Origin of the sequence: Phreatobacter aquaticus (assembly GCF_005160265.1) — a bacterium.
Classification (GTDB): Bacteria; Pseudomonadota; Alphaproteobacteria; order Rhizobiales; family Phreatobacteraceae; genus Phreatobacter; species Phreatobacter aquaticus.
In genome coordinates, this window is sequence record NZ_CP039865.1 from 4,764,530 (window position 1) to 4,782,251 (window position 17,722).

19 protein-coding genes are annotated in these 17,722 nt (G+C 64.4%); 12 read left to right on the forward strand and 7 right to left on the reverse strand.

Features of this window, described 5'->3' with window-relative positions; all coding sequences use genetic code 11:
• Nucleotides 1-65: 65 nt before the first annotated feature.
• The 3 genes from E8L99_RS22700 to E8L99_RS22710 all read right to left on the reverse strand — a co-directional run bounded on the left by E8L99_RS22700 (nt 66) and on the right by E8L99_RS22710 (nt 3,512).
• A complete protein-coding gene (locus E8L99_RS22700) occupies nt 66-1,553 on the reverse strand; it encodes a sigma-54-dependent transcriptional regulator (protein WP_137101696.1) in 1,488 nt (495 codons plus the stop codon).
• Between the two features lie 100 nt (nt 1,554-1,653).
• On the reverse strand, nt 1,654-2,667 hold the full coding sequence (locus tag E8L99_RS22705; protein WP_137101697.1) for a glycosyltransferase family 4 protein: 1,014 nt from the start codon (nt 2,665-2,667) through the stop codon (nt 1,654-1,656).
• Nucleotides 2,667-3,512 (reverse strand): UDP-2,3-diacylglucosamine diphosphatase, encoded by an 846-nt coding sequence (locus E8L99_RS22710; RefSeq protein ID WP_252511195.1) that lies wholly within the window; start codon nt 3,510-3,512, stop codon nt 2,667-2,669. Before E8L99_RS22710 ends, E8L99_RS22705 begins: the two co-directional genes overlap by 1 nt.
• A gap of 194 nt (nt 3,513-3,706) precedes the next feature.
• On the opposite strand from E8L99_RS22710, the gene E8L99_RS22715 reads away from it, so the two are divergent.
• The 9 genes from E8L99_RS22715 (at nt 3,707) to E8L99_RS22755 (ending at nt 11,393) form a co-directional block, all read left to right on the forward strand.
• Nucleotides 3,707-4,381 (forward strand): class I SAM-dependent methyltransferase, encoded by a 675-nt coding sequence (locus tag E8L99_RS22715; RefSeq protein WP_137101698.1) that lies wholly within the window; start codon nt 3,707-3,709, stop codon nt 4,379-4,381.
• A gap of 125 nt (nt 4,382-4,506) precedes the next feature.
• Nucleotides 4,507-6,345, forward strand: a complete 1,839-nt coding sequence (locus E8L99_RS22720) for a M3 family oligoendopeptidase (protein ID WP_137101699.1) — start codon at nt 4,507-4,509, stop codon at nt 6,343-6,345.
• A gap of 76 nt (nt 6,346-6,421) precedes the next feature.
• The gene (locus E8L99_RS22725) at nt 6,422-7,786 is read left to right on the forward strand and encodes an ABC1 kinase family protein (protein WP_137101700.1); all 1,365 of its coding nucleotides are present in this window, start codon (nt 6,422-6,424) and stop codon (nt 7,784-7,786) included.
• 10 nt (nt 7,787-7,796) lie between these two features.
• The gene (locus E8L99_RS22730) at nt 7,797-8,063 is read left to right on the forward strand and encodes a DUF4031 domain-containing protein (RefSeq protein WP_137101701.1); all 267 of its coding nucleotides are present in this window, start codon (nt 7,797-7,799) and stop codon (nt 8,061-8,063) included.
• Nucleotides 8,064-8,088: 25 nt separating this feature from the next.
• Nucleotides 8,089-8,325 carry a BrnA antitoxin family protein gene (locus tag E8L99_RS22735; RefSeq protein WP_137101702.1) on the forward strand — a complete coding sequence of 79 codons (237 nt, stop codon included), beginning with the start codon at nt 8,089-8,091 and terminating at the stop codon, nt 8,323-8,325.
• A gap of 88 nt (nt 8,326-8,413) precedes the next feature.
• Complete coding sequence (ispH, locus tag E8L99_RS22740) at nt 8,414-9,385, forward strand: 4-hydroxy-3-methylbut-2-enyl diphosphate reductase (protein WP_137101703.1); 972 nt, start codon at nt 8,414-8,416, stop codon at nt 9,383-9,385.
• A 14-nt stretch (nt 9,386-9,399) separates the two neighbouring features.
• On the forward strand, nt 9,400-10,362 hold the full coding sequence (locus E8L99_RS22745; protein ID WP_137101704.1) for a homoserine kinase: 963 nt from the start codon (nt 9,400-9,402) through the stop codon (nt 10,360-10,362).
• On the forward strand, nt 10,359-10,808 hold the full coding sequence (rnhA, locus tag E8L99_RS22750; protein ID WP_137101705.1) for a ribonuclease HI: 450 nt from the start codon (nt 10,359-10,361) through the stop codon (nt 10,806-10,808). Before E8L99_RS22745 ends, rnhA begins: the two co-directional genes overlap by 4 nt.
• A gap of 81 nt (nt 10,809-10,889) precedes the next feature.
• Entirely contained in the window at nt 10,890-11,393 is a 504-nt protein-coding gene (locus E8L99_RS22755) for a cupin domain-containing protein (RefSeq protein ID WP_137101706.1), read from the forward strand.
• A 38-nt stretch (nt 11,394-11,431) separates the two neighbouring features.
• Here the strand turns inward: E8L99_RS22755 and E8L99_RS22760 are convergent, their stop codons facing one another.
• Nucleotides 11,432-11,917, reverse strand: a complete 486-nt coding sequence (locus tag E8L99_RS22760) for a peroxiredoxin (RefSeq protein ID WP_137101707.1) — start codon at nt 11,915-11,917, stop codon at nt 11,432-11,434.
• A gap of 91 nt (nt 11,918-12,008) precedes the next feature.
• The gene (locus E8L99_RS22765) at nt 12,009-12,779 is read right to left on the reverse strand and encodes a protein-disulfide reductase DsbD domain-containing protein (RefSeq protein ID WP_168201804.1); all 771 of its coding nucleotides are present in this window, start codon (nt 12,777-12,779) and stop codon (nt 12,009-12,011) included.
• Between the two features lie 219 nt (nt 12,780-12,998).
• Here E8L99_RS22765 and E8L99_RS22770 point away from each other — a divergent pair, with 219 nt between their 5' ends.
• The gene (locus E8L99_RS22770) at nt 12,999-13,619 is read left to right on the forward strand and encodes a YqgE/AlgH family protein (protein ID WP_137101709.1); all 621 of its coding nucleotides are present in this window, start codon (nt 12,999-13,001) and stop codon (nt 13,617-13,619) included.
• Nucleotides 13,620-13,628: 9 nt separating this feature from the next.
• On the opposite strand, the gene E8L99_RS22775 is transcribed toward E8L99_RS22770, so the two are convergent.
• A complete protein-coding gene (locus E8L99_RS22775; RefSeq protein ID WP_168201805.1) occupies nt 13,629-14,360 on the reverse strand; it encodes an FkbM family methyltransferase in 732 nt (243 codons plus the stop codon).
• 134 nt (nt 14,361-14,494) lie between these two features.
• Between E8L99_RS22775 and pyk the strand changes: the two genes are divergently transcribed.
• Together pyk and E8L99_RS22785 are read left to right on the forward strand one after the other, a co-directional pair.
• Nucleotides 14,495-15,928: a pyruvate kinase gene (gene pyk, locus E8L99_RS22780; protein WP_137101711.1), complete on the forward strand. Its 1,434-nt coding sequence runs from the start codon at nt 14,495-14,497 to the stop codon at nt 15,926-15,928.
• The gene (locus E8L99_RS22785) at nt 15,921-16,727 is read left to right on the forward strand and encodes an ABC transporter substrate-binding protein (protein WP_210421787.1); all 807 of its coding nucleotides are present in this window, start codon (nt 15,921-15,923) and stop codon (nt 16,725-16,727) included. Before pyk ends, E8L99_RS22785 begins: the two co-directional genes overlap by 8 nt.
• Here the strand turns inward: E8L99_RS22785 and E8L99_RS22790 are convergent, their stop codons facing one another.
• A complete protein-coding gene (locus tag E8L99_RS22790) occupies nt 16,728-17,675 on the reverse strand; it encodes an alpha/beta fold hydrolase (RefSeq protein WP_137101712.1) in 948 nt (315 codons plus the stop codon).
• Between the last annotated feature and the right edge of the window lie 47 nt (nt 17,676-17,722).

Here is a 17,722-nt window from a genome sequence, read left to right on the forward strand (position 1 = left end):
AGGCTGTGAAATCAAGCAGATAACGGGTGCAGACCGACGATCCCGCACGACCCGATGCATCCCGGTCACACTGCGTCCTCGCGCTCGGCCTGGTCCTCGATACCGAGGTCCTTCAGCTTGCGGTAGAGCGTTGAACGTCCAATCCCCAGCCGTCGGGCGACCTGCGACATCTGCCCGCGATAATGGTCGATGGCGAAACGCAGTGCGTCGTTCTCAAGCAGTTCCATCGGACGGACGTGTCCGGCTTCGTCCAGCAGGGGCAGCGAAGCGCCCGGAATGATCATCGCCGAGGGACCGCCGAACATGCTCGGCTGCATAGCCGGTGCCTCCACGATCGGAGGCGCCGCCATCATCGGCACGACAACATCGTAGCCGTCGACCTGGGCCGCGATCTGCGGGAAATCGGCGACCGCCAGTTCGGAACCGTCGCAGAGCACCACGGCGCGGAACACCGTGTTCTCCAGCTGGCGCACATTGCCCGGCCAGGGATAGGCCTGCAGCAATCCATAGACGGCAGGCTGGATATCGCGGATGCGCTTGCCCTCTTCGGCAGCAATCCGCGCGAGGAAATGGCGGACGAGATCCGGGATGTCCTCCCGCCTCTCGCGCAAGGGCGGCAGCGTCATCGGAAACACGCAGAGGCGATAATAGAGGTCCTCGCGGAACCGTCCATCCTTCACGGCCTTGATCAGGTCGCGGTTGGTAGCCGAGATGATGCGGATGTCGACCTTGATGCTCTTCTTCGCACCAACCGGATCGACCTCGCCTTCCTGGATTGCCCGAAGCAGCTTGACCTGGGTTTCCAGCGGCAATTCGCCGACCTCGTCGAGGAACAGCGTGCCGCCATGGGCCTCGACGAACTTGCCGGTATGCTTCTCGGTGGCGCCGGTGAAGGCGCCCTTCTCGTGGCCGAAAAGTATGCTTTCAACCAGATTTTGCGGAATGGCGCCGCAGTTCACGGCGACGAATGGCTTGGCCCGACGCTCGCCGGATCCGGCGATGGCCCGCGCCAGCAATTCCTTGCCGACCCCGCTCTCGCCCTCGATCATGACAGGGATCATCGATCCCGCGGCCTTCTCGGCCATCTTGAGCAGCGGCGCCATGCGTGGCGACCGCGTGATGATGTCCTTGAAGGTGAGCGTGCCCTCGCTCTTGCGCTTCAACCGCTGAACCTCGGCGACAAGGGCTTCGGTCTTCAGCGCATTCTTGATCGACACGGAGAGGCGCTCGGCACCGACCGGCTTGACGACGAAGTCTGAAGCACCAGCCCGCATCGCGTTGACAACGGTGTCGATGCCGCCCTGGCTTGTCTGCACGATGACCGGCTTGACGATGCCTTGCTCCCGCATGGCGGCCAGCACGCCCATTCCGTCCCGCTCCGGCATGACCAGATCGAGCAGGACAAGGTCAATCGCATCGCCGTCTTCAGCGAGCATGGCCAGCGCCTGTTCTCCATGCTCGGCCAGCCTTGGCTCGTAGCCGAAACGACGCACCATCGCCTCGACCAGGCGGCGCTGAACCGGGTCGTCGTCACAAATCAGGATGGTGGTCATGGGCTGCACTGTCTCCGACACGCTGTCTCGAATCGGGATAGCGTGGCGACCCGCGCTTAAGGGAGGGTTAACGACGCGTAAGCTCGCTGGCCCGCCATGATCAGGCGGCCGCTCTCCGCGACGGAAAGGGTGCCAGTGCCGAGGCGAACTGGCGCGCTGCGGCCTCCCAGGATCGGCATTCCGCGACCTGCCGGCAGCGGAGACGATCGAGCATGAGCGCACCGCCGATCGCCTTTGCAAGGTCTCCGTCGAGGCAGGCGATGGACGGATCGGCGACCACATCGATCGGACCAGCGACCGGGAAGGCGGCCACGGGCACACCGGACGCCAGCGCTTCCTGCATCACATTGCCATAGGTGTCGGTCAGGCTCGGGAAGACGAAGACATCCGCGCTCGCATAGATCGAAGCAAGCTCCGCCCCGGTGCGCGCGCCCAGAAACACCACATCGGGATAGCGCTTCCGCAGGTCTGCCAGTTGCGGTCCGTCGCCGACGACCAGTTTCGTTCCCGGCAAGGCGAGGCCGAGAAAGGCTTCGAGGTTCTTCTCGACCGCTACCCGGCCGACTGTCAGCATGATCGGGCGCGGATAGTCGAGAACGGAGTCCGCTGGCCTGAATGCAACGGTATCGACCCCGCGTGTCCAGATCGCGAGATTGCGAAAACCGTGGCGAGCGAGCTCCTGGCGCATGGTGTCGGTCGGCACCAGGGTGGCCGCGGCCGGCCAGTGAAAATTCCGGAGCCAGGCATAGGTCCAGGATTCCGGGATCGGTGCGCGAGCCCTGACATAGTCGGGATATCGGGTGTGGTAGCTCGTGGTGAAGGGCAGCCCGCGCTGCAGGCACCAGCGCCGGACCGCATGTCCGACAGGCCCCTCGGTTGCGATGTGGACAGCCTCGGGCGCAATGGCAGCAAGCCGTTCCGCGATGTGGCGAGCCGAGACGAGTGCGAGCCTGATGTCAGGGTAGGTCGGCAGGGGCAGGCTAGGCAGGCCCTCTGGCGTAACGAAGCTTGGTTCGATCCCAAGCAGAGGCAACACGGCTGCGGTCTCGGTCAGCGTTCGCACGACACCGTTGATCTGGGGAGACCAGGCGTCTGTTGCGATCGCGAGCCGCATCAGGCGTCAACCGTTATCCGGTCAGGCAGCGGGACGGTGGCGGGCGCGGCAGCCTCGTCTTCCGTCGACTTGACCGCGGTCCAGCGCAGAATTTCGAACCGGCCATCATAGTTTTCCACGAGCGCTGTGCAGCTCTCTACCCAGTCACCACAATTCATGTAGGCGACGCCGTGCATGTCATGAATGGAAGCGTGGTGGATATGACCACAGATCACCCCGTCAACCTTTTGACGGCGGGCTTCCGTGGACAGCGCCTCCTCGAAGGCACCGATGAAATTGACAGCCTTCTTGACCTTGAACTTGGCCCATGCCGACAGCGACCAATAGGTCAGTCCCAGTTTGCGGCGGACCAGATTGACCCAGCGATTGAGATAGAGCGTGGCGTCGTAGGCCCAGTCGCCAAGATGCGCCAGCCAGCGGGCGTGCATCACCACGACGTCAAAACTGTCACCGTGGATCACGAGGAAGCGCTTGCCGTCGGCGGCTGTATGGATCGTCTGATCCATCACCTCGATGCCACCGAGATGGGTCCCGAAATAATCACGCAGGAACTCGTCGTGATTGCCAGGCAGATAGATGACCTGGGTCCCCTTGCGAACCTTGCGCAGGATCTTTTGCACGAGATCATTGTGGTGCTGCGGCCAGTACCAGCCACGGCGCAATTGCCAGCCATCAATGATGTCGCCGACGAGGTAGATCACGTCGGCGTCATTATGGCGCAGAAAGTCGATCAGGAGATTGGCCTGGCTGCCGCGCGCGCCAAGGTGCACGTCGGAAATGAACAGGGCCCTGTAGCGCTTCTCGGACATCGGTCCGGTTCCGGTCGTCATGGCTGTATCGGTCATCCTGGCTCTGCGGCGGAGCAACATCAGATTCCCTTTGCGCTTTTGTGACACCCGGATCGGTGGAGGCCAGCAAGTGTTGCTGTCGTGTATCTGTCGCACGCCAATGATAACCGGCCTGGGCCGGCGCAAGCGCCCGGCACTTTGTCGCACGATCGGTGCCTGGCCGGCGCCATCCGATTAGCAAGGAGCCTGCCATGGCCGGCGATCTCGACCGCGAGACCATGGAGCGAGCCTATGCCCGCTGGGCGCCGATCTATGATGCGGTCTGCGGACCGGTCTTCGAGAAGGGGCGGCGCGCGGCGGCGCAGGCAGCTCGCCAGGTCGGTGGCCGTATCCTCGAGGTCGGCGTCGGGACGGGGCTTTCCTTCTCCGACTACGATGCGACCACCGAGATCACCGGCATCGATCTTTCCGAACCGATGATCGCCAGGGCTCGCGAGCGTATGGCAAGCGGAAGCTATCCTTTCGTCCGGGACGTCCGCGTCATGGACGCCCACGATCTTGAATTTTCCGATGCGACGTTCGACTGCGTTGTCGCCCAGTTCGTCATCACCCTGGTCGAGCGCCCCGAACGCGTTCTCGACGAATGTGCCCGCGTGCTGAGGCCTGGCGGCGAGATCATCCTGGTCAATCATCTCTATTCCGAGCGCGGCGTGGCGGCGGCAATCGAGCGGTGGTTCTCCAAACATGCCCATACATTTGGCCTCCGGCCGGAATTTCCGTTCGCCCGCCTGGAAGCCTGGTCACGTGACCATGGCGGCATTCAGGTGATTGAGCGGCGGCGGGTAGCCCCGCTCGGGGTCTACACCCTCGTCCGGTTCCGCAAGGAGGCTGCAGCCGAGATCAGCAGTGCCCGTGCTGCCGGCTGACGCGAAGGCGTTGCCCTCGCGCAACGGGTGGCAGGCTTCCTTTGCCCTCTCCCATCCGCTGCATTGATCGCGACGACAGTTCCAATCATACCGGCTTCCCAAGCATTTGCTGACGGAGCTCCATCATGCGTCGGACGTTCAACGGCCAGGCCTCGAAGGCTGTAACCGGCGCTGATGATGACAACCTGGGTTCGTTGCCGGAATGGGATCTGACCCATCTCTATCCAGCAACAGATGCGCCTGCCGTCCAGCACGACATCGACAATGCCGAGCAGGAAGCTCTGGCCTTCGAAACGGCCTACAAGGGGCAGCTTGAGGCGCTGGCACGCGGCACCAAGGCGGGAGCCTCGCTGGCCGAGGCCGTCGTCCGCTATGAGAAGCTAGAGGATCGGCTCGGGCGACTGGCGAGCTTCGCCGGGCTCGTCTACGCAACCGACACATCCGATCAGGCGCGCGCCAAGTTTTATGGCGACATCCAGGAGAAGATCACGGCGATCTCCTCGCATCTCCTGTTCTTCACTCTTGAACTGAACCGCATCGACGACACCCTGATCGACCAGGCCATGGCCGACCCGGCTCTTGGCCGCTACCGGCCCTGGCTGGAGGACATCCGCAAGGACAAGCCCTTCCAGCTGGAGGATCGGGTCGAGCAATTGTTCCACGAGAAGAGCACGTCCGGCCGTGCTGCCTGGAACCGACTGTTTGACGAGACCATTTCCAGCCTTCGCTTCGATGTGGACGGGGAGAAGCTGCCACTGGAGCCGACCCTCAATGGTCTCCAGGATCCCTCCGAAGCGAGGCGGCGTGCATCCGCCGACGCGCTCGCTGCGACGTTCAAGGACAACCTCCGCCTCTTCACGCTGATCACCAACACGCTCGCCAAGGACAAGGAGATCTCGGACCGCTGGCGCGGTTTCGAGGACGTCGCGGATTCCCGCCATCTGGGCAACCGTGTCGAGCGCGCCGTCGTCGATGCGCTGGTGGGGGCAGTCCAGGCCGCCTACCCGACGCTCGCTCATCGCTATTACAAGCTGAAGGCCAGGTGGTTTGGCCGCGAGACCCTGAACCACTGGGATCGCAACGCGCCGCTGCCGAAGGTCGAGAGCCGTGCGATACCCTGGAACGAAGCACGCGACACCGTGCTCTCGGCCTATTCAGGTTTCTCGCCGCGCATGGCCGATATCGCCAGCCGATTCTTCAAGGAGGGCTGGATCGACGCCCCGGTCAGGCCCGGCAAGGCGCCCGGGGCCTTTGCCCATCCGACGGTGCCCTCGGCCCATCCCTATGTGCTGCTGAACTACCAGGGCAAGCCGCGCGACGTGATGGTCCTGGCTCACGAACTCGGCCACGGCGTCCATCAGGTGCTGGCCGCGCCGAATGGCGCTTTGATGGCACCGACCCCCCTGACGCTCGCCGAGACAGCCTCGGTCTTCGGAGAGATGCTCACGTTCAAGGCGATCCTCGAGCGGACCAGCGATCCGCTACAGCGCAAGGCCCTGCTCGCCTCCAAGGTCGAGGACATGATCAACACGGTGGTCCGCCAGATCGCCTTCTATTCGTTCGAGCGCAAGGTCCACATCGCACGTAGGGACGGCGAACTGACGTCGGACGCTCTCTGTGCCGCCTGGATGAGCGTGCAGGCCGAGAGCCTTGGGCCAGCCATCGAGTTGAAGCCCGGCTATGAGACCTTCTGGGCCTATATCCCGCACTTCATCCACTCGCCCTTCTACGTCTATGCCTACGCTTTCGGCGATTGCCTCGTGAACTCGCTCTATGCGGTCTACGAGAAGGCGGACAAGGGTTTCGCCGAGCGCTATCTCGCCATGCTCGCGGCCGGCGGCACAAAGCACCATTCGGAGGTCCTCGCCCCCTTCGGCCTCGATGCCCGCGACCCGACCTTCTGGCAGGGCGGTATCGGCGTGATCGAGCGGATGATTGCCGAACTGGAGGCGATGGAGGGGTAAGCGAGGTCATCATGCCCCCTCGCCAAGCGGGCAGCGCGCTCCTATCTCTCGTCCGGTACCAGCGACCGGAGACCCGATGCCCCCACGCGACGACGAAGCCAATCGCCTGACCGGCCGCCTGTCTCGCTATGCCCGCGTTGGCGTCAACGTCTCGGGAGCCGCGGCATCCATCGTGGCCTCGCGCATGTTCGGAACGGGCCTCGACCGGGAGAAGAATGCGTCCGACCTGACGCGCGCGCTTGGCGGGCTGAAAGGTCCGATCATGAAGGTCGCACAATTGCTGTCGACCATTCCGGACGCCCTGCCGCCGGAATACGCGGCCGAACTGCAGACACTGCAGTCCGAGGCGCCGCCGATGGGCCCTGCCTTCGTCAAGCGCCGCATGATGGCCGAACTCGGGCCGGACTGGGAGAAGCGTTTCGCGAGCTTCGATAAGATGCCGGCTGCGGCCGCATCCCTCGGCCAGGTCCATCGCGCGACGGCCCATGACGGCACAGCGCTTGCCGTGAAGCTGCAATATCCCGACATGCAGTCGGCTGTCGAAGCCGATCTCTCGCAGCTCAACGTGCTGTTCGCGTTGCACCGCCGGATGGATCCCGCCATCGACACCCGCGAGATCGCCAAGGAAATCGGCGCCCGCATTCGCGAGGAACTCGATTACCGGCGCGAGGCCAAGCACGCGGCGCTCTATGCCGAGGTTCTCCGCAACGAGCCTCTGGTGCGCGTCCCCACTGTCCATCCGGACCTGTCCACCGGACGTTTGCTGACCATGACCTGGCTGGACGGCACCAGAATGCTGTCCCATGTCGAGCAGCCGCTCGCCATTCGCAATCGCCTGGCAACCGCCATGTTCCGCGCCTGGTGGCACCCCTTCGCCCATATCGGGGTGATCCACGGCGACCCGCATCTCGGCAATTACACCGTCTTCGACCAGGACGGTGAGCCCGGCGGCATCAACCTGCTCGACTACGGTTGCATCCGCATATTCCCCCCGCGCTTCGTGGGCGCCGTGGTCGACCTCTACAAGGGCCTGGAGACAGGCGACGATGAGCGCGTCGTCCATGCCTACGAAACCTGGGGCTTCAAGAACCTGAAGAAAGACCTGATCGAGGTTCTCAACGTCTGGGCACGGTTCATCTATGGCCCGATCCTGGATGATCGCGTGCGCACCATCGCCAATGGCGTCGCGCCCGGCGAATATGGCCGCCGGGAAGCCTTCCAGGTCCACAAGGCGCTGAAGGAAAAAGGCCCGGTCACCGTGCCGCAAGAGTTCGTCTTCATGGATCGCGCGGCCATCGGCCTTGGCGGCGTCTTCCTGCACCTCAAGGCGGAGCTGAATTTCTACAGGCTGTTCAACGAAGAGATCGAGAATTTCGACCTCGGCGCGATCGCCACCAGCCAATCAGCCGCGCTCGGCTCGGTCGGGCTCACGGCGTCCTGAGGCGGGTGACGTGGCTGTTTACGTGGATGCCCCGATCTGGCACTGGCAGGGCCTGCGCTGGTGCCATCTGCTGGCGGACGACCTCGATGAACTCCATCGATTCGCGAGCCGGCTAGGTCTGCATCGGTCCTCCTATCAGGGACCTCCCAAGACGACGGCTCCGCACTATGACATTACCGGCTTCGAGCGGAAGCGTGCCATTGCGCTCGGCGCCAAAGATTGTTCCCGCGACGAGATCGTCGCAGTATTCCGGCGTGTCCGCGTTGCAAGGCGCTAGGATGGCGGCGAGCAAGGACTGATTCATGTCGAGACCACCGTTCCGTTCGACCAGCCGTGATCCGCGCAGCCTGGCCGAAGCCGCCTTCAAGTCGACCAAGCCTGAGCCACCGCCGCTGCCTGCGGCCAAGCCAGCACTGCCGAGCGTCCGCGAAATGGTGACGCTGCGCATAGACCAGGACGTGCTTGCCCATTTCCAGGAGGGCGGACCGGGCTGGCAGGACCGGATCAACGACGCGCTGCGAACGCTGATCGCCAAGTAAGGCAAGCGGGGCCGGCGACAACCCGCCCGATCCCTTGACTTCGCTCTCGATCCCTCCGAAACCGGTCACGCTTTTCCGGAGTTCCCGCTTGGCCCTCGACCAGCAGAAGCCACCGCTGACCATTCTGCTCTGCTCGCCGCGCGGCTTCTGCGCAGGCGTTGTCCGGGCCATCGACGCCGTGGAACAGGCGCTACGGATCTATGGTCCGCCGGTCTATGTCCGCCATGAGATCGTCCACAACCGGTTCGTCGTCGACGGCCTGAAGGCAAAGGGCGCGATCTTCGTCGAGGAACTGTCGGAAATTCCCGATACCCGTGCTCCGGTGATCTTCTCTGCCCACGGCGTGCCGAAATCGGTGCCCGCCGATGCCGAGTCCCGCAATTTCCTGGCCATCGACGCCACCTGCCCACTGGTGACCAAGGTGCACCGCGAAGCGGAAATTCATTTCCGCCGCGGCCGCGAGGTTGTGCTCATCGGCCATGCCGGCCACCCCGAAGTGGTCGGCACCATGGGGCAACTGCCGGAAGGCGCCGTGACACTGGTCGAGACCATCGCACAGGCCCGCGCCTTCGCGCCGCGTGACGAGAAGGCGCTCGCCTTCGTCACCCAGACGACCTTGTCGGTCGATGACACCCGGGAAATTGTTGAATTCCTCAACCAGCGCTTCCCGGCGATCGTCGGTCCCCACAAGGAAGACATCTGCTACGCCACCACCAATCGCCAGGAAGCGGTGAAGCGCGTTGCGCCCATGGTCGAGGCCATGCTGGTCGTTGGTGCACCGAATTCCTCGAACTCGCAGCGGCTGCGAGAGGTCGCCGAGCGCGAAGGGTGCCGCATCGCGGTGCTCGTCCAGCGGGCGGCCGACATCGATTGGAATCAGTTCGGCACAATCACGTCGCTCGGCATCACGGCCGGTGCCTCCGCTCCGGAAGTCCTGGTCGAGGAGATCATTGAAGCCTTCGCCCTGCGCTACGACGTCAGCGTCGAGACTGTCTCGACCGCCGACGAGAGCGTCTTCTTCCCCCTGCCCCGCCAGCTGCGTCCCGACGCCGCGGCGTGAAGGTCTGATTTCCCATGGCCGTCTACACCGACGTCACCGCCGAGGACCTCTCGGCCCATCTCGCGCGCTACGATATCGGCGAGCTGCTGTCGTTCAAGGGCATCGCCGAAGGCGTCGAGAATTCGAATTTCCTGCTTCACACGACGGCTGGCACCTTCATCCTGACGCTCTACGAAAAGCGCGTCGATCCGGCGGACCTGCCCTTCTTCATCGGGCTGATGGAACATCTGAGCCGGCGCGGCCTCAATTGCCCTCAGCCGGTGAAGATGCGCGACGGTGAGACGCTCGGCGAACTGGCAGGACGGCCTGCCGCGATCGTCACCTTTCTCGAAGGCATGTGGATCAGGCGACCGCAGGTCGCCCATTGCGCTGCGGTCGGCCGGGCGCTCGCCGAGTTGCACCTTGCGGGCGACGGCTTCGCGATCACGCGCGTCAATGCGCTTTCAGTGAAGGGCTGGCGCCCGCTCTATGACCGAGCACGCGATCGTGCCGACACTGTCGCGCCTGGCCTGGCTGCAACCATTGCGGCGGAGCTTGACCATTGCGAGGCCAACTGGCCGGGAAGCCTGCCGACCGGCGTGATCCACGCCGACCTCTTCAACGACAATGTCTTCTTCCTGCATGACAGCCTGTCCGGCCTGATCGACTTCTATTTCGCCTGCAACGATATCCTCGCCTACGATCTGGCGATCTGCCTCAATGCCTGGTGCTTCTCCGCCGATTTCGAGTTCGATTTCGCCAAGGGCATGGCGATGATTGCGGCCTACCAGGCCGTTCGCCCGCTGAGCGCCGATGAGCGGAATGCCCTTCCGCTGCTGGCCCGGGGCTCCGCCCTGCGCTTCCTGCTGACCCGCCTTGTCGACTGGCTGAATGTTCCGCCTGGCGCGGTCGTCACGCCCAAGGATCCGCTGGAATACCTGTCCAAGCTGCGCTTTCACCAGCACGTGAAATCGCCAACCGAATATGGCCTCGCATGACCGTCCGCCGCGTCGAGATCTTCACCGACGGCGCCTGTTCCGGCAATCCGGGGCCTGGCGGCTGGGGCGCCATCCTGCGCTACAACGGCGCCGAGAAGGAGCTCTCCGGCGGCGAGGCGCTGACCACCAACAACCGGATGGAACTTCTCGCAGCCATCACCTCGCTTGAAGCGCTCACCCGCCCCTCCGAGGTCGACCTCCACACCGACAGCCAATATGTGAAGAACGGCATTTCCACCTGGATCCATGGCTGGAAGCGCAATGGTTGGAAGACGGCCGACAAGAAGCCGGTGAAGAACGCCGATCTCTGGCAACGCCTCGACGATGTCTGCGACCTGCACAAGGTGACTTGGCACTGGGTCAAGGGCCATGCCGGTCATGACGAGAACGAGCGCGCCGACGAACTGGCCCGAATGGGCATGGCACCGTTCAAGCCGGGGCGTTAAGTCCAAGTAACAATTGGCAACACATTTGCCACTGCCTTTGTCAGCGGGATGTCAGCGTCCCGAACTGGGAAAGGATGCGTCATGCAGCAAGAAGCCATCAACGCCGCAAGCCTCGCAACATTGGAACTCGACCCGGCGCCGATCCGTCCGGAATGGGTTCTGGAAGGTCAGCCCATCGCCCGTTGCCGGCACTGGTCCGACAGCAGCGATGGCACCACATCCGCCATGGTGTGGGATTGCACAGCCGGACGGTTCCGCTGGTTCTTTGGCGGCGACGAGATCATCCATATCATTGAGGGCGAGGTCATCGTTTCCGGCGATGGCGTCCCGGAGCGACGGCTTGGACCGGGCGATGCGGCGCTGTTCCGCGCTGGCACATGGGCCACCTGGCACGTTCCAAACTATGTCAGGAAACACGCGATTTGCCGCGACAGCCTGCCGACCTATGTGACCCTTTCGCTGCGCGCGACGCGCAAGGCCTCAAGATTGGCCAATGCGCTCGCCGCCAGGCTGATCGGTCGGGCAACCGCGATTGCAGCGCGCCCCGCCTTGCCGCTCGCAATCATGGCCGCGCTGGTCGGCTAAGAGAGCAGGAGGCGCCCTTGGGGGGCGCCTCCGCAGGATCAGATCTGGCCGAGAAGCGCGTCCGCGCCCGAGACGTCCGCCTTGCCGGGCGAGTCCTCGACGTTCAGGGACGCGACGACGCCGTCCTTCACCAGCATGGAATAGCGCTTCGTGCGCATGCCCATGCCGAAGGCGGACATATCGTTCTCCAGGCCAATTGCCTTGGCGAAATCGGCGCTGCCATCGGCCAGCACGCCCACCTTGCCGACCGCGCCCGAGGCCTTCTGCCAGGCATCCAGGACGAAGACGTCGTTGGTCGAGGTGGCATAGATCGCATCGATACCCTTCGCCTTGAACTCGTCCGCCTTGGCCACGAAGCCCGGGAGGTGGTTCTTGTGGCAAGTCGGCGTGAAGGCGCCGGGTACCGCAAAGAGGATAACTGTCTTGCCCGCGAAGATGTCGGCGGTCGTCCGCGCCGCGGGGCCATCATCGGTCATCACGCGAAACGTGGCTTCGGGCAGCTTGTCACCGACATTGATCGTCATGGGGAAACTCCGGTCGTCAGGGGAGGCCGCTTGAGTGGCGGCAACATTGTACAGAGACGAGCAATAAAGGCTCACGCCCTGTCCGTCGAGATCAGCTCAGTGTCAGCGTTGTCTCAATGGCCCTGGCGCCAGCGACCAGCGTGAAGGTGAGGGGCTGGGTCAACGGGTCGGCGCCCCGGGGAACGCCGTCGAGGTCAAGCCGAAAGCGGCGAACCGGGCCGTCGTCATCCAGAGCGTCCGGCAGCGGCAGGGCCCAGCGCGAATCCGGGCCCTCGGCAAACAGGTCCACCGTGCCGTCATTGGTGCTGACGATGGCCGTCAGTAGGGCGACAGGTCTTGGACCGGACCGGTCTATTCCGGTCACCTTGAGGCCTAAGCCTTGCGCTTCCCGCGTCGGGACAAGGTCGCGGCTCCGCTCGATACGTTCGCCGAGAGCAGGATCTGCTGCCGGACCGGCGCCAAGCCTCAGCGAGGCTTCCGCCTTGGCGGGAATGCACACCTGTTCGCAGACGGCATAGTCGAGCTTGAGAGCAAGAACGACCGGCGCCGCAGGATCGCGGGCCACGATATCCAGTGGCAGGATCACGGCATGCTTGTAGCCTATGGAGAAGCCGTTCCCGTCGGGAAACCGCATGGGCGCCGGCCACCTGACCGTGACCTCCGCCAAATTGGTCGAACCGGACCAGTCAAAGTGCGGCGGCACCCCCGAATCGCCAGGCGTCCGCCAATAGGTCTTCGTCCCCGGCTCCAGCGTGATCTCCAGGCCGGCCGACAGCAGAAGGCCTGCACCAGAGCCCGTGCTCGCACCCGCGATCAGCCGTGCGGACGACTTGAGGTCGCGCGACCACGGCGACGCGGGCACGGTGGCGGAAACCACACTGGGACACAGAGCAAGCCCAAGTCCTGACAGGAAAACGCGGCGATCAAGCATGGGCTGGCATGTAGCGATGGCGCCACCGGAACGCCACTGACGATCCGGTGAGGGGCCTGGTGCGGGATGGCAATCACGCGTCAACATCCCGTGAACCCCTTCCGTTGCGGTGCGGTAGCCAGCCGAAAATTTCCGGGTTAGATTCTGGCCATGGCTGCGAACAAGACAAAACGCAGGTCACGCGGCGACCCGCAGGGCTATCTGGACGGCCAGATGCTGATCGCCATGCCGACCATGCGCGATGAACGCTTCTCCCGGAGCGTGATCTACATGTGCGCCCATTCATCTGATGGGGCGATGGGCATCGTCGTCAATCACACCGCAGCCAATCTCGCCTTTCCCGATCTGCTCGTCCAACTCGACATCATTCCCGAGTCCCAGAAAATCACCCTTCCGGAGCGCATCAGCGACGTCCGTGTGCTGCGTGGCGGCCCGGTCGAGACCGGCCGCGGATTTGTGCTGCATTCCTCGGATTTCTTCATCGAGAACTCGACCTTGCCCATCGACGAGGGCATCTGCCTGACTGCGACGCTCGACATCCTCAAGGCCATCGCGCTCGGCGACGGGCCGAGCAATGCGATCCTGGCGCTGGGATATGCCGGCTGGGGAGCGGGTCAGCTCGAAAACGAGATCCAGTCGAACGGCTGGCTCCATTGTCCCGCCGATGCGGACCTCATCTTCGGGTCCGACGTCGAGACCAAATACGAGCGGGCCATGCGCAAGATCGGCATCGATCCCGCCATGCTGTCGAGCGATGCCGGCCACGCTTGATCTCTGGCGTCAGGCCGCCGGAAGGCTCGGCCTCAGCCGCGTCGTCCCGCGGCGCAGATAGAACATCCGGCCGTAGACATCTCCGGCGAGATCGGGACGATAGCCCTTGTAGCCGAGGATCGGCTCCCACTCGCACGCCTCGTCGCGCAGCACCTCGAAGTCGGCCGGCATGACCTCGCGGATACGCTCGCGATTGCGCCCGTTCTGGAATTCCAGCAGGACCAGCGACGTTTTCGACAGATCGAGGTGGGCAAGTACCTCGGCCTCGCCACCCTCGATGTCGATCTTGACGATATCCGCGGAAGCCAGCGTCGCCGGATCGACCACATCGACCTGGAAGCTCTCGCCCATCACGCCGTCGAGGAACGTGTCGCCGGCATAGCTCGCAAGGCCGCCCTCGCCGTCACCGGCAAAGCGGGAGACATAGGTCTCCTGGGGCTTTGCGCCGGGAAACAGCGCGGCCTTGTTGATATGGATCCCCGTCCGCCCCTCGGTGTTGCGCTTCAGGAACTCGAACGTCCCCGGATTGGGCTCGTAGCAATGGATCGTGGACCCCGGCCAGCGCAGTTCGGCCCAGCGTGCGAACGAACCAATATTCGCGCCGATATCCAGGATGGTCAGGCCTTCGCCGTCATAATGGCTCTCATATTCGCCATCGAGCACATAGGCCACGGGATCGCGCATGGGCGCCGGGCAGTCGAGATCCATGGGAATGCGGCAGGTGAAGCGTTGAGACGTCATGATGGGTTCCGGTGTTTCCGGTCCCATTGGACAGACAATCGGGCAGCGGCACAAGACCGCGCGCAAAATGCGCGGAGCCCGCCTCGCATCCGGTCACAAATCGGCGCTACCATACGAGTCGGAGGAAACAAGACATGCGACGCCAGCGCCGGATCAAGATCATCGCGACCCTCGGGCCTGCCTCTTCGACGCGCGACCAGATCGCGGCCCTGTTCGACGCCGGTGCCGATGTCTTCCGGATCAACATGAGCCACACGCCGCACGACAAGCTGCGCGAATTCGTCGATGTCATCCGCTCGATCGAGCATGAGATTCATCGTCCGATCGGCATCCTTGCGGATCTCCAGGGTCCCAAGCTGAGGGTCGGAGCCTTCAAGGATGGCCCGGTCATGCTGGTGAAGGGCGCAGCATTCACACTGGACTCGGACAAATCCGACGGTGACGTGACCCGTGTCCAGCTGCCGCATCCGGAGATTTTGGCAGCGCTCGAACCTGGGCACCGGCTGATTCTGGACGACGGCAAGGTCGTTCTGGTGGCCGAGCGGTGCACGCCGAAGCTCGCGGAGTGCAGGGTTGTCGTCGGTGGCAAGCTGTCGAACCGCAAGGGCGTCAGCCTCCCCGACACGACGCTGCCTGTCTCGGCCCTGACAGACAAGGACCGCTCAGACCTCGACGCAGCCCTCAACGCCGGAGTCGACTGGGTGGCGCTCTCCTTCGTCCAGCGCCCCGAAGACGTTGCCGAGGTGAAGAAGATCGCGCGCGGCCGCGCCGCCGTCATGGCCAAGATCGAGAAGCCGCAGGCGGTGACGCGTCTGGCAGAGATCATGGAGATTTCGGATGCGCTGATGGTTGCCCGCGGCGACCTCGGCGTCGAGATGCCGATGGCCAAGGTGCCGGGTATCCAGAAGCAGATCACAAGGCTGGCCCGCCGCACCGGCAAGCCGGTGGTGGTCGCCACCCAGATGCTGGAGAGCATGATCACAGCGCCGGTCCCGACACGCGCTGAAGTGTCCGACGTCGCCACTGCCGTGTTTGAAGGCGCGGATGCCATCATGCTGTCGGCGGAGAGTGCGGCCGGACAATACCCGGTCGAGGCCGTGGAGATGATGAGCCGGATCGCCGAGGAAGTGGAATCCGATCCGACCTATCGGGGCGTGATCCAGAACCAGAGGGCAGAACCCGAGGCCACCGGCGCCGACGCCATCGCGCTGGCCGCACGCGACATTGCCGAGACCCTCGACCTGTCGGCGATCGTCTGCTGGACCTCGTCCGGTTCGACCGCCGTCCGTGTCGCCCGCGAGCGGCCGAAGCCGATCACCATCGCACTCACTCCGAACATCGCCACAGGACGGCGCCTTGCACTGCTCTGGGGGGTGCATTGCGTGGTGACGCAGGATGCGCGCGACCTTGACGACATGGTCAGCCGTGCCTGCCGCTTTGCCTTCAAGGACGGCTTTGCCAAGCCGGGGCAGCGGATCATCGTGGTCGCCGGCGTCCCGCTGGGTACGCCGGGCGCGACCAACATGTTGCGCATTGCCTTCGTCGGAAGCGATGCCGTCGATGTCTGAGATCACCCGCAGGCTTGCGCTCTCCGCGGGGGCGGTCCTGATGGCCGGAGGTTCGGCGATGGCCCAGGCGATCGATCCGGCAATGCGAGCGGAACTCGCGCCCGGCGGACGCCTGCGGGCAGCGATCAATTTTGGCAATCCAGTCCTCGCCAAGCGCGATTCCGCGACAGGTGCCCCGGGCGGTGTATCGGTCGTCCTGGCGCGCACGCTCGCTGAGCGGCTGGGCGTACCGCTCGACCTCGTTGCCTATGAGGCTGCCGGACGGGTCACCGATGCGGCCCGCAGCGGGGCCTGGGACATCGCCTTCCTGGCGATCGATCCCCTCCGCGCCAATGACATCGCCTTCACCACGCCCTACGTCCTGATCGAAGGCACCTATATGGTGCGGACGGAAAGCCCGCTGCGCAGCATCGAGGAGGTCGATCGCGCAGGCCTGCGCATTTCAGTCGGGCGCGGTAGCGCCTACGACCTGTTCCTCACGCGGGCCATCAGAAATGCCACGCTCGTGCGCGTCGCCAGCTCGGCCCTCGCAATCACTGATTTCGCAGCCGGCCAGTCGGATGTGGCGGCCGGTGTGCGCCAGCCGCTCGTCGAGTTTGCCCGTCAGAACCCAGGCTTCCGCGTGATGGACGGGCGGTTCATGGCGATCGAGCAGGCCATGGGCACGCCACAGGGACGGCCACTGGCCAGCAGCTATCTCAAGCGATTCATCGAGGAGATGAAGGCGAACGGTCTGATTGCCCGCGTGCTGCGGGAAACCGGCGAGCACGACGCTGTCGTGGCACCACCAGCCAATTGATCAGCCGGCTGCTCTGGCCTTGATATCGTGTATCTCCGCAACGAGCCGCTCGGGCGACGCGTGATGCGGGGAATGGCCGACATTGTCGAGGATGATGAGGCGCGTCTGGGGCACGTCCCGCGCCATGCCAAGCGAATGCAGATGGGTCCAGACGACGCCGTCGCTGTCGCCTGAGATAACCGTCACGGGGCAGGCAATCTCGCCATAGCGCGGAGCCTGCGCCGCGACCTGATCGTTGAGAGCCACGCAGTCCTCGGCATTGGCCATGAATTGCCGCGGCCGGAGCACCAGCGGGATGCCCGCCTCATGGCTGTAGTCGGCGCCGATCGACTGGGGCGCGAACACGCCATCAATCGATCGCCTCATCAACAGTTCGCCAGCCGGCAATGCGACGGTCCACGAGAACAGCGGGCCGATGACCGGCAGCGACGCGGCGGTGTAGTACCAGGAAATGCCGCCAGGCCAGGGATGGGTCACGGGGGCGATCAGCATCAGGCCGGCTACCCGGTCGGGATAGTCGAGCGCCAACCGGGTGCCGAGTGCGCCTGCCCATGAATGGGCCACGACCACGACCCTGCCGATATCCAGGGCGTCGAGCGCGTCGATCATCGCACCGGCCTGATGGGCAAGCGATGCAGCGCCTCGACCGGCCTTGCGCTCGCTGAACCCATGCCCAGGCCGATCCACGAGAATGGTCCGGCCAAGACCTGCGAGATGGCGGCCGATCGCAGGCTCCCAGACGCGCAGCGTGCCGCTGGCCCCGTGGAGAAACAGCACTGGCAGGTCACCCTGCCCCTGATCGATGAGATGCAGACGCCCGGCGCGTGTCGCGACAAACTGGCCGGATGGTGGAAAGCGTTGCGTGATCGCGCGCGCCCTGTGGCCGGTCCAGGCGGCCAACAGCGGCACGGCCAGCAAGGCCATGGCTGGATCGAGAAGCGAACTCATGGTGCCAATACGTCGGTCGAGGCTGTGTGGTTTGTAGCCCGCACCAT

Coding starts and splice junctions, on each gene's coding strand:
- E8L99_RS22715 (WP_137101698.1), top strand. CDS start 3,707: ATGGCCGGCGATCTCGACCGCGAGACCATGGAGCGAGCCTATGCCCGC.
- pyk (WP_137101711.1), top strand. CDS start 14,495: ATGCGACGCCAGCGCCGGATCAAGATCATCGCGACCCTCGGGCCTGCC.
- E8L99_RS22790 (WP_137101712.1), bottom strand. CDS start 17,675: ATGAGTTCGCTTCTCGATCCAGCCATGGCCTTGCTGGCCGTGCCGCTG.
- E8L99_RS22755 (WP_137101706.1), top strand. CDS start 10,890: ATGCAGCAAGAAGCCATCAACGCCGCAAGCCTCGCAACATTGGAACTC.
- E8L99_RS22760 (WP_137101707.1), bottom strand. CDS start 11,917: ATGACGATCAATGTCGGTGACAAGCTGCCCGAAGCCACGTTTCGCGTG.
- E8L99_RS22785 (WP_210421787.1), top strand. CDS start 15,921: ATGTCTGAGATCACCCGCAGGCTTGCGCTCTCCGCGGGGGCGGTCCTG.
- E8L99_RS22700 (WP_137101696.1), bottom strand. CDS start 1,553: ATGACCACCATCCTGATTTGTGACGACGACCCGGTTCAGCGCCGCCTG.
- E8L99_RS22735 (WP_137101702.1), top strand. CDS start 8,089: ATGTCGAGACCACCGTTCCGTTCGACCAGCCGTGATCCGCGCAGCCTG.
- E8L99_RS22745 (WP_137101704.1), top strand. CDS start 9,400: ATGGCCGTCTACACCGACGTCACCGCCGAGGACCTCTCGGCCCATCTC.
- rnhA (WP_137101705.1), top strand. CDS start 10,359: ATGACCGTCCGCCGCGTCGAGATCTTCACCGACGGCGCCTGTTCCGGC.
- E8L99_RS22770 (WP_137101709.1), top strand. CDS start 12,999: ATGGCTGCGAACAAGACAAAACGCAGGTCACGCGGCGACCCGCAGGGC.
- E8L99_RS22705 (WP_137101697.1), bottom strand. CDS start 2,667: ATGCGGCTCGCGATCGCAACAGACGCCTGGTCTCCCCAGATCAACGGT.
- E8L99_RS22775 (WP_168201805.1), bottom strand. CDS start 14,360: ATGACGTCTCAACGCTTCACCTGCCGCATTCCCATGGATCTCGACTGC.
- E8L99_RS22720 (WP_137101699.1), top strand. CDS start 4,507: ATGCGTCGGACGTTCAACGGCCAGGCCTCGAAGGCTGTAACCGGCGCT.
- E8L99_RS22710 (WP_252511195.1), bottom strand. CDS start 3,512: ATGACCGATACAGCCATGACGACCGGAACCGGACCGATGTCCGAGAAG.
- E8L99_RS22725 (WP_137101700.1), top strand. CDS start 6,422: ATGCCCCCACGCGACGACGAAGCCAATCGCCTGACCGGCCGCCTGTCT.